This window comes from Pseudomonas sp. CK-NBRI-02, assembly GCF_008124495.1.
In the GTDB taxonomy this organism is placed as follows: Bacteria; Pseudomonadota; Gammaproteobacteria; order Pseudomonadales; family Pseudomonadaceae; genus Aquipseudomonas; species Aquipseudomonas guariconensis.
Genome location: NZ_VSJH01000002.1, coordinates 219451 through 229167, shown reverse-complemented (window position 1 = coordinate 229167; position 9717 = coordinate 219451). Strand labels below are relative to the sequence as shown.

Below are 9717 nucleotides of genomic sequence, written 5' to 3'. Positions count from 1 at the left end.
GTTCAACTCGTTGATTATCAAGGAGTTTTGCGTTTCGACTGCGTCGGAAGTGGGGCGCATTATAAGGGGATTCGAAACCCCGTCAACAGGTATTTAAAAAAACATCACCTTTATACTCTTGCGACCCACCTGCCCCATTGCGCACTATAGTGCGCACACCGCGTTACCCTCTCAAAAGGATTGTCTGCCCTAAATGAACATCCAGCCCCGCAGCCTGGCCGCCACACTCTTTCCTATCGGCTTGCTGATCATTGCCATGACGTCGATTCAATCTGGCGCTTCTCTGGCCAAGACCATGTTCCCTGTCGTCGGGGCCCAAGGCACCACCGCGCTGCGCTTGGTGTTCGCCAGTATCATCATGTTACTGCTGCTTCGACCATGGCGAGTGCGCATGAGCACCGCAGCCCTGCGCAGCGTGGTTATCTACGGCTTGGCACTGGGCGGGATGAACCTTCTCTTTTATATGGCTGTGCGCACCGTCCCGCTGGGAATCGCTGTCGCACTGGAATTCACCGGCCCCTTGGCCGTGGCACTCCTGGCCTCGCGTCGGGTCATGGACTTTCTCTGGATCGGACTGGCAGTCATCGGCTTGCTGCTATTGATCCCGATCGGCCAATCCGATCATGCCATCGACCCAACAGGCGCTGCGTATGCCTTGGGCGCCGGGGTCTGCTGGGCGCTCTACATTCTTTATGGGCAACGCGCAGGGTCCGAACATGGCATCCAGACCGCCGCCCTTGGCGTGTTGGTCGCCGCACTATTCGTCGCCCCCATTGGCATCGCCCATGCCGGCAGCGCACTGCTGACCCCTGCCCTGCTTCCGGTGGCCCTCGGTGTCGCGATTCTCTCGACAGCACTTCCCTACAGCCTGGAAATGATTGCCTTGACCAAGATGCCCGCACGGACCTTCGGCACCTTGATGAGCATTGAGCCTGTCATTGCGGCGCTTTCTGGCCTGCTGTTTTTGGGTGAAGTGCTGACAATCGCCCAGTGGCTGGCGATTCTGGCCATCATCATTGCATCGGTAGGCGCAACGTTGTCCATGCGCCGGGAAGCACCGGCCGCCGTAGCGGCAGACTGACATGAGAAATCTTTTCATTTGACAGGGAATTTCCGATTGTCTCACCCTGCCTGCCTGACTAAGCTGTCATAAAAATTTGATCTTTACGCTATCTACTGTAAAAACAGGGATGTTGGAGAACCTTCAGGAAGAAAAGAGCGAAAACGACAGAGCCAGACGTGCTGGTCGGCTCTGCTTTTAAGGACAGGAATGAAACGTATTTTTCTCATCCTGGTCATCTTGGCGATTGCTGGATGCGCCGCCACCTCCAAGACGGAGGTGAAACGGGGAAAGAAGGGCTTGCACATCAACTGCTCAGGCTTGTCCTCTTCTTGGGACAAGTGCTACAGCAAAGCGGCCACCTCCTGTGGCAAACGTGGCTACAAAGTCATCGCCCGCTCCGGCGAAACCGATGAGGAGCCGGGCGACTACCTATTCGGCATCAACCCTGCCGGCTACACCAGCCGCAGCATGATCGTCCTGTGCAAATGACATGAAAAAAGGGCAGCCCATCGGCTGCCCTTTCTCGTTACTGCCCTTCCCCATCAAAGGGGCGCTGTGCGCGCCTCGAGCCAGGCCAAGGCTTCGTCCTTGAGCAATGGCGCCAGTCGTTCACGTACCGTCGCATGGTAGCTGTTGAGCCACTGCACATCGTCCTGCCCAAGCAACTCTGGGATCAAGCAACGGGTATCGATCGGGCACAAGGTCAAGGTTTCGAAACAGAGAAAGTCGCCAAACTCACTCTTGCCAGCGTCGCGGTTCACAACGAGGTTCTCGATCCGCACCCCCCAGGCTCCTGGCCGGTAGGTACCAGGCTCGATGGAGCTGATCATGCCCACTTGCATGGCCGTCTGTGGCAGAGTCGGCGCCTGATAGGCAATCACTTGTGGCCCCTCATGGACATTCATGAAATAGCCCACGCCATGCCCGGTGCCATGCCCATAGTCAACCTGGTCAGCCCAGATCGGCGCGCGGGCGATGGCATCGAGCAACGGCGACAGGATCCCGCGGGGGAAGCGTGCCCGCGACAATGCAATCATGCCTTTGAGCACACGGGTACAATCCTGCTTCTGCTCGAGGCTGGGAACGCCGATCGGCACCATCCGGGTGATGTCAGTGGTACCCCCTACATATTGGCCACCAGAATCGATCAACAGCAAACCATCGCCTTCGATCACCGCATGGGACTGCTCAGTCGCCCGGTAATGCGGCATGGCACCGTTGGCGTTGAACGCCGCGATAGTGGAAAAACTCAACGACACGAACCCCGGCCGGCGCCCACGCGCCGCGCTCAATCGTTCGTCGATAGTCAGCTCGGTGATGGTTTGCTTGCCTAAGTTGGCCTCAAACCAGGCGAAGAATTCGCACAATGCCGCGCCGTCCTGCTCCATTACCTGACGGATATGCACCAGATCTTCTTCGCCCTTGCGGGACTTGCTCAAGGTGGTCGGATTGATACCCTCGAGCAATTGCACATCGGCGCTCAGGTGATCCAGCAAGCCACAGGTGACACGGGCCGGATCCACCAGCAAGCGGGCATTTGGGGGTATCGCGGCCAAGGCCCGGCCGATTTCTGCATAGTCGCGCACCGAGATCCCATCGACCGCCAGCACATGGCGCAGGTGATCGTCGACCTTGTCCAGGCCGACGAACAGAGTTGCCTGCTCCTGCCCGATCAACGCGAAGGAGACAAATACCGGGTTGTAGGAGACATCGCTGCCGCGCAGGTTGAACAACCAGGCAATGTCGTCGAGAGTGGCGATGAAGTGCCAATCGGCGCCGCGCTCAGTCAGGGTCTGCCGCAGTTCGGCAAGTTTTTCCGCACGACTGACGGTCGCATGAGGCGGTAGATGCTGGTAGACCGGATTGCCTGGCAGAGCCGGCCGCCCGTCCCAGACCCGCTCCAGCAAATCCAGATGGGTCAGCAAGCGCACTTCGCGGGCCTTCAGTCGCTCCTGCAACTGCCGGGCGGAGGCCAACGCCATCACTGCTCCATCGACGGCCACCGTTCCCTGGTACCGAACATGCTCACCAAGCCACTCCAGCGCCCCTGGTTGGCCAGGCAGCAACTTCATCAGCTCGATGCCACTGCCCGCCAGTTCATGCTGGGCCTGCTCCCAGTAGCGGCTATCGGCCCACAGCCCGGCGAAATCGGCCGTGACGACCAAAGTCCCTACTGAGCCATGAAAGCCAGACAACCACTGGCGGCCTTGCCAGTGCCCTGGCAGATACTCGGATAGATGGGGGTCAGCCGAGGGGACCAGCAAGGCATCCACGCCTTCGCCGGCCATTATCTCGCGCACACGCGCCAGGCGGGCCGGAACGCTTTGCTGAATCGGGGACTGAATGTTCATGCGCACTCCTGCGGATACACCATCGGCTATTCCAAGCCGTTGATAATGGAGCAGCCAGCCATGCCCTGCAATCGCCGCGCTGCATCGGCGGACCACGGCCATTGATCATGTCGGCTGAACTTTGCCCGCCCAAGTGCCTTCAGACTCCATACATCCCAGCGGACAGACTTCGCCTATGCCCCAGTCCAGCGACCCGAAAACCGCCGTTGTCCTGCTCGACACACGTGAACACACCCCCGAGCACGAGCACGCGGTCCATCTCAAAATCGCCAATTACCTGGCTCGACTGCTGGGTATCGATCGTGTGGAAACCCGACTGCCCTCGACCAGCACCGGTGCCTTCTATTATCTGCCCACCGAAACCCTGGTTGATTCACAACGCTACCGCGCCATGGGCATCCTCGACGAAGACGACCTGTTCGGTGGTGTGGTGCCTTTCCCATTCGTGGCGACCAAGGCGATTTCCCACCCTTTGCCGGCCAATGCCAGCTTCCCGCCCGGCTGGAGCGACGCCTTCGCCCAGGACGCGTGCGATGCCCTCTTGCGGGGCTATACCGTTTTCAGCAAAGCCGACGCTCGGCAAGCTGCGCGCTTGCTGCTAAACGAGGGTCCGCTGCGGGTCAAGCCGGTACTGGCCTGCGCCGGGCGAGGACAAGCCGTGATCGAAGAGGCACAGGACCTTGAACCGATGCTTGCGCAAATGGACGACAAGGCGTTGGCGCTCGTTGGCCTCGTGCTCGAAGAGCATCTGGAACAAGTACAGACCTTCAGTGTCGGCCAGGTGCGGGTGGGACAATTGAGCTGCAGCTACTACGGCACCCAACGCCTGACTCACGATCACTCGGGCACCGAAATCTACGGTGGTTCGGACCTGATCGTGGTTCGAGGGGGCTATGAGGCCTTGCTGCAACTGCCACTGGAAGATCATCTGCGTCTGGCGATCACCCAGGCCATGACCTACGAACGCGCCGCCCAGCAGCACTTTCCAGGCTTCATCGCTTCGCGCCGCAACTACGATATCGCCCGCGGTCTGGACGCGCGCCAGCACCTGCGCAGCGGGGTGTTAGAGCAATCCTGGCGCCTGGGCGGTGCCAGCAGCGCCGAGGTCCTGGCCCTGCAGGCCTTCGCCGATGACCCAGCCCTGTTGCAGGTACGCGCTTCGAGCCATGAAGTCTTCGGTACCGCCAAATTGCCGGCCGACGCCACACTTTTCTACCAAGGAAACGACAGTGAACTTGGACAACTCAGCAAGTATGCACGGATACGCCACCATGACCATTCAGAGTGAAACCGTAGAGTTGCAGGTCGAGGACGGCCGCATCGCCGGCACCGTGGTCAGCCCCGGCAGCAAGATGCCGGCCATTCTCTTCGTCCACGGCTGGGGCGGCAGCCAGCAACGCGACTTGGCACGGGCACGACAGATCACCGGCCTAGGCTGCGTGTGCATGACCTTCGACCTGCGCGGCCACGAGAAGACCGAAAGTCAGCGATTGACCGTCACCCGCCAACAGAACCTCGAAGATCTTCTGGCCGCCTATGACCGCCTGGCCAGCCACCCAGCAGTGGACCCGAGCGCCATCGCGCTGATTGGCAGCAGCTATGGCGGCTACCTGGCGACTTTGCTCACCACTCAGCGGCCAGTCAGATGGCTTGCCTTGCGGGTCCCGGCATTGTATTGGGACGAAGACTGGGGCACCCCCAAGCAAGCCTTGGACCGCCAGCGCCTGAACAACTATCGCCAGCGGATTCTGGGCCCAGCCGACAATCGCGCCCTGGCAGCTTGCGCCGAATTCACAGGCGATGTGCTGCTGGTGGAGTCCGAGCATGATGATTATGTGCCGCACAATACGTTGATGAGCTATCGCTCGGCGTTCGTTGCTGCCCATTCCCTGACCCATCGCATCGTCGATGGGGCGGATCATGCGCTGTCCAGCGAAGAGAGCCAGAAAGGCTACAGTTCGATCCTCGCGTCCTGGATCGCAGAAATGGTCATCGGCGCCCGTCTGGACCGTTACCCGCATTACGCCCCGTGGTATGCCTGAGGCTCACCGACCTGGCAATGCAGACCGCCATCCTCGCCTCGTACGAGGCTGCGCAACGTCTGGAAGGCGGCGAAGTTCACGCCCCGTGCTTGGTGCTGGCACAACAGGTCGAGAAACGGCTCCTCGACGAAGAAGCTGGCAGCCGCTGCCCATTCATGGCGTGATTGCCATTGCAGGTATTGGAGCACCCGACTGCCGTCATCGCTGGCTTGAATACTGACGCCAAGCAAACCGTCACAACGCACTGCCAGCTCTTCACTGCGCACTACCAAGGCATCAGCCAAGGCATGCTGGCAAGCTGCCGGCACTTCGTATTCAATCATCTGGGTAAACCATAAAGAATGGGGCTGAGCCGCCATGGACAGTCTCCTTGTTGCGGATGCTTGCTGCACGATGGCTAACAAGGCTAAAACCTCCAGTTAACTCAAGGTCAAGGGATTTTTTTCCATGTCTGGCACCCATCAGATGATGCTGAGCGTCGGCCAGTTGGCGGCCCGAAGCGGCGTGGCGGTCACCGCATTGCACTTCTACGAAACCAAGGGGCTGATCCACAGTACGCGCAACGCCGGCAACCAGCGCCGCTATCCGCGCTCGATGCTGCGTAGAGTCGCCGTGATCAAGATGGCCCAGCGATTGGGTATCGCCCTTGCCGACATCGCCAAAGCCCTCGACAGCCTGCCCAACGATCACGTACCGACCGCCGAGGACTGGCGCCGGCTGTCGGCGCGATGGCGTGAGGACCTCAATCGCCGTATCGACGAACTGACCCTGTTGCGCGACCAGCTGGACGGCTGTATCGGTTGCGGCTGCCTGTCACTCAAAGAGTGCCCGCTGCGTAATCATCAGGACCGCCTGGCCGAGGAAGGGCCAGGGCCGCATCCGCAATGACAACCGCAGTCTGTCATGCCTGGACGAAGCGCCGGCGGTAATCGCTGGGTGTCGATCCGGTGATGCGCTGGAAGACCTTGCGAAACGCTCCCGGATCCTGATAGCCCACGCCCCAGGCGATCTGATCCACGCTGCGCCGCGTGAACTCCAGTAGCCGGCACGCCCTCACCACCCGTACCTGTTGGCAGTATTCGGTTGGCCGCATGCCGGTCGCCGCTCGAAAGCGACGCAAGAAAGTGCGCGGCTCAAGACCTGCGCACAACGCCATGGTCGTAAGGTCCACCTCCTGCGCGCCACTGCCCTGCAACCAGTGCTGGACTTTGAGCACTGCTTCGTCGCCATGGTCCAGCCGCGGGTTGAAGCGTGCGCCGGGTGAGGTCGTGGCAAGAGGCTCGACGGCCAAATAGCGTGCGGTCTCACGGGCCAGGGTCGCGCCGAGAAAGCGCTCCAGCAGGCGCAGTCCCAGGTCGGTCCAGGCCATCAGACCTGCCGAGGTCATGATGTCGCCATCATCGAGCAATGGCTGATTGGCCACCACCTCGATATTGGGAAAGCGCTCGGCCAGTGCCTGCGCATAGTTCCAGTGAGTGCTGGCCTGACGGCCATCGAGCAAACCACTGGCGGCAATGAAGAACACTCCGATGCACACCGAGGCGAGCACCGCGCCCTGCCCATGCCATTGGCCGAGCGCGGCGCGATGATGTTCGAGCACCGTAGGCCCGGGGGCCGACGCCAGGCTTGGCGGAATCACCAACGCACGTACCTCATGCGAAGGTTGCGGCAAGCTGTCATGGATAGCCCGAACCTGCCCGTCGCCCTCGACCTGCCAATGGCTGACGCGCAACCTCGGCAGATCGCCCGCTCCAAGTTCCGCGGCCACCCGGTTGGCTACCGCGAACAGATCCGTCAGGCCCATCACCGCCGCACCCTGGGCGCCGGGATAGATCAACACGCCGATTTCCAGGATGTTGGGGCTGTCAGTTTTTGCCGTCATTGTGTCGATCGCGCCAATCCCAGAGGTGGTCGTCCAAGCCTATAACTATCCACATCCAACCACTACTGCCATAGGAGGCAGCATGAGCAAGCAGGCCCTGATCATCATCGACATCCAGAACGACTACTTCCCCGGCGGCAAGTGGACCCTCGACGGCGCCGATGCAGCCGCCGACAACGCCGCCCACCTGCTCGATGCCGCTCGCGAGCGGGGCGACTTGGTGGTGCATGTACGCCATGAGTTCGACAGCGCCGACGCGCCGTTCTTCGCTCCGGCCTCCAAGGGCGCGCAGATCCATCCCAAGGTCGCACCAGCGCCGGGAGAACCGGTGGTGCTCAAGCATCAGGTCAACGCCTTCCGCGATACCGATCTCAAGTCCCTGCTGGACGAGCATCAGGTCAAGGCCGTGACCATCGTCGGCAGCATGAGCCATATGTGCATCGATGCCGCGACGCGCGCCGCCGCCGATCATGGCTACCAAGTCACAGTGGCCCATGATGCCTGCGCCACGCTACCTCTGGAGTTTGCCGGCGAGCTAGTTCCTGCCGCCCAGGTCCACGCCGCTTCCATGGCTGCCTTGGCGTTCGCCTATGCCCGCGTCGCGAGCACCGAGCAACTGCTCGGCGAATACGGTGCCTGAAAGGTCATATCACCACATTGCGCACGAACCGCGTGGGCTCGCTGCCGTCGTTGCGATAGGCGTAGCGGCAATTGCTGGGAAACACGTGGAACTCGCCGACCTGCAAGCGAAGCTCGCGCGATTCGATCAGTAGTGTCAAGCAACCTGCGACCACGTAGATCTGCTCGCTCCACCCCTCGGCGTCAGCGTCGCTGACATAGCACTCCCCTGGCGCCAGGGTCCACTCCCACAATTCGACTTCACGCATGGCGGGGCTGCTGCCCAACAGCACGGCCTTGCTTAGTGGATGCTCGCCTGCCCAGGCCAACTCGTTGATTCGGCTCGGATCGCGTTGTCCAGGCGCCTGGATAAGCGTGCTGAAGACCACTCCGAGCGCTTCGGCGATCAGGTCGAGCGTCGTCAGGCTGACGTTCTTTTCACCCGCCTCGATGGCGACCAGCATGCGCCGGCTGACCCCGGATCGTTCAGCCAGGGCCGTCTGGCTCAACCCCGCGGCATGGCGCAGTTGGCGGATGTTCTGACTGACATGTTGCAGCACCGAAGCACGGTGCGAGGCATCTTTGTGCACTATATTGCTCACAGATTAGGATTGCGCAGTATACTGCCCACTTTGCGGCGGATTGTGCGCCGCCCTCTTTGAGCGCGCAAGACCATGACTCCATCCTCCAGCCCGTCGAAAACCACCGTATCCCTGCGTTTGAGCAAGGCAGAACTGGTACTGGTATTCATCACCATGCTCTGGGGTGGCACTTTCCTGTTGGTGCATAACGTCATGACTGTCAGCGGCCCGATGTTTTTCGTCGGCCTGCGTTTTGCCGCCGCAGCGCTGTTCGTGGGCCTGGTGTCGGCGCGCTCACTACCGGGGCTGACCCTGACCGAGCTCAAGGCCGGCATGCTCATCGGCGTATCGATCATGCTGGGGTATGGCTTGCAGACCATGGGCCTGCAGACCATCAGCAGCAGCCAGTCGGCGTTCATCACAGCCCTTTATGTCCCCTTCGTGCCGCTGTTGCAGTGGCTGGTGCTCGGGCGTCGCCCGGGGCTGATGCCAAGCCTCGGGATTTGCCTGGCCTTCATCGGCTTGGTGCTGGTGGCAGGCCCTGATAGCGGAACCTTGAACCTCAGCGAAGGTGAGCTGCTGACCTTGGTCAGCGCCGTGGCCATCGCAGCCGAGATCATCCTGATCAGCCGGTATGCCGGCCAAGTCGATGTGCGTCGTGTCACGGTGGTTCAACTGCTAACCGCCTCAGCCCTGGCCTTTCTCATGATCGTTCCGACCCAGGAGCGCATCCCGGACTTCTCCTGGCTGCTTCTATGTAGCGCCATCGGCCTGGGCGCCATGAGCGCGGTGATCCAGGTAGCGATGAACTGGGCGCAGAAATCCGTATCCCCCACCCGCGCCACCCTCATCTACGCCGGCGAACCGGTGTGGGCCGGCATCGTCGGGCGCATCGCCGGGGAGCGACTGCCAGGCCTGGCATTGCTTGGGGGCTTGCTGATCGTGATCGCCGTGGTGGTCAGCGAATTGAAGATCCGCCGCACCGACGAGGGGCCGGCCACGCAAGAAAGCCGCGACACTCACGAACGCGAACCAGGCCTGTGAAGTCCCGCTCAGCAGCTATGCTTTGAAAAAAACTGTTATAAAAAAACAGCTTTTCACACCCCATATGTAGGAATGTTCAACCGCTTGCGTGTTGGTGATCAACTCCTCGGCACGTATGATCCTTGGCAAACTCCTC

The 9717-nt window shown here is 61.0% G+C and carries 11 protein-coding genes; 7 read left to right on the top strand and 4 right to left on the bottom strand.

The features are described 5' to 3' along the window. The first annotated feature begins 193 nt into the window (after nucleotides 1-193). Together rhtA and DQ397_RS02560 are read left to right on the top strand one after the other, a co-directional pair. Nucleotides 194-1081, top strand: coding sequence for a threonine/homoserine exporter RhtA (gene rhtA / locus DQ397_RS02565; protein ID WP_043213900.1), 888 nt, complete (start codon nucleotides 194-196; stop codon nucleotides 1079-1081). 189 nt (nucleotides 1082-1270) lie between these two features. After that, nucleotides 1271-1552: a hypothetical protein gene (locus tag DQ397_RS02560; protein ID WP_043213898.1), complete on the top strand. Its 282-nt coding sequence runs from the start codon at nucleotides 1271-1273 to the stop codon at nucleotides 1550-1552. A 53-nt stretch (nucleotides 1553-1605) separates the two neighbouring features. On the opposite strand, the gene DQ397_RS02555 is transcribed toward DQ397_RS02560, so the two are convergent. Then, entirely contained in the window at nucleotides 1606-3414 is a 1809-nt protein-coding gene (locus tag DQ397_RS02555) for an aminopeptidase P family protein (RefSeq protein WP_043213896.1), read from the bottom strand. Nucleotides 3415-3589: 175 nt separating this feature from the next. Here DQ397_RS02555 and DQ397_RS02550 point away from each other — a divergent pair, with 175 nt between their 5' ends. Further along, nucleotides 3590-4702, top strand: a complete 1113-nt coding sequence (locus DQ397_RS02550) for a DUF3182 family protein (protein WP_043213895.1) — start codon at nucleotides 3590-3592, stop codon at nucleotides 4700-4702. Continuing rightward, nucleotides 4686-5456 carry a S9 family peptidase gene (locus DQ397_RS02545; protein ID WP_043213893.1) on the top strand — a complete coding sequence of 257 codons (771 nt, stop codon included), beginning with the start codon at nucleotides 4686-4688 and terminating at the stop codon, nucleotides 5454-5456. Before DQ397_RS02550 ends, DQ397_RS02545 begins: the two co-directional genes overlap by 17 nt. On the opposite strand, the gene DQ397_RS02540 is transcribed toward DQ397_RS02545, so the two are convergent. Beyond that, nucleotides 5435-5815 carry a hypothetical protein gene (locus DQ397_RS02540; protein ID WP_043213891.1) on the bottom strand — a complete coding sequence of 127 codons (381 nt, stop codon included), beginning with the start codon at nucleotides 5813-5815 and terminating at the stop codon, nucleotides 5435-5437. The genes DQ397_RS02545 and DQ397_RS02540 overlap by 22 nt on opposite strands. An 88-nt stretch (nucleotides 5816-5903) precedes the next feature. On the opposite strand from DQ397_RS02540, the gene soxR reads away from it, so the two are divergent. Further along, nucleotides 5904-6344, top strand: a complete 441-nt coding sequence (gene soxR, locus DQ397_RS02535) for a redox-sensitive transcriptional activator SoxR (RefSeq protein ID WP_043213889.1) — start codon at nucleotides 5904-5906, stop codon at nucleotides 6342-6344. 13 nt (nucleotides 6345-6357) lie between these two features. Here the strand turns inward: soxR and DQ397_RS02530 are convergent, their stop codons facing one another. Further along, nucleotides 6358-7338: a GlxA family transcriptional regulator gene (locus DQ397_RS02530; RefSeq protein WP_043213888.1), complete on the bottom strand. Its 981-nt coding sequence runs from the start codon at nucleotides 7336-7338 to the stop codon at nucleotides 6358-6360. Between the two features lie 82 nt (nucleotides 7339-7420). Here DQ397_RS02530 and DQ397_RS02525 point away from each other — a divergent pair, with 82 nt between their 5' ends. Further along, nucleotides 7421-7978 (top strand): cysteine hydrolase family protein, encoded by a 558-nt coding sequence (locus DQ397_RS02525; RefSeq protein ID WP_043213887.1) that lies wholly within the window; start codon nucleotides 7421-7423, stop codon nucleotides 7976-7978. 4 nt (nucleotides 7979-7982) lie between these two features. Here DQ397_RS02525 and DQ397_RS02520 read toward each other — a convergent pair whose 3' ends face one another. Next, entirely contained in the window at nucleotides 7983-8546 is a 564-nt protein-coding gene (locus DQ397_RS02520) for a helix-turn-helix domain-containing protein (RefSeq protein WP_043213886.1), read from the bottom strand. Nucleotides 8547-8630: 84 nt separating this feature from the next. Between DQ397_RS02520 and DQ397_RS02515 the strand changes: the two genes are divergently transcribed. Further along, nucleotides 8631-9581, top strand: coding sequence for a DMT family transporter (locus DQ397_RS02515; protein ID WP_043213884.1), 951 nt, complete (start codon nucleotides 8631-8633; stop codon nucleotides 9579-9581). Nucleotides 9582-9717 lie beyond the last annotated feature (136 nt).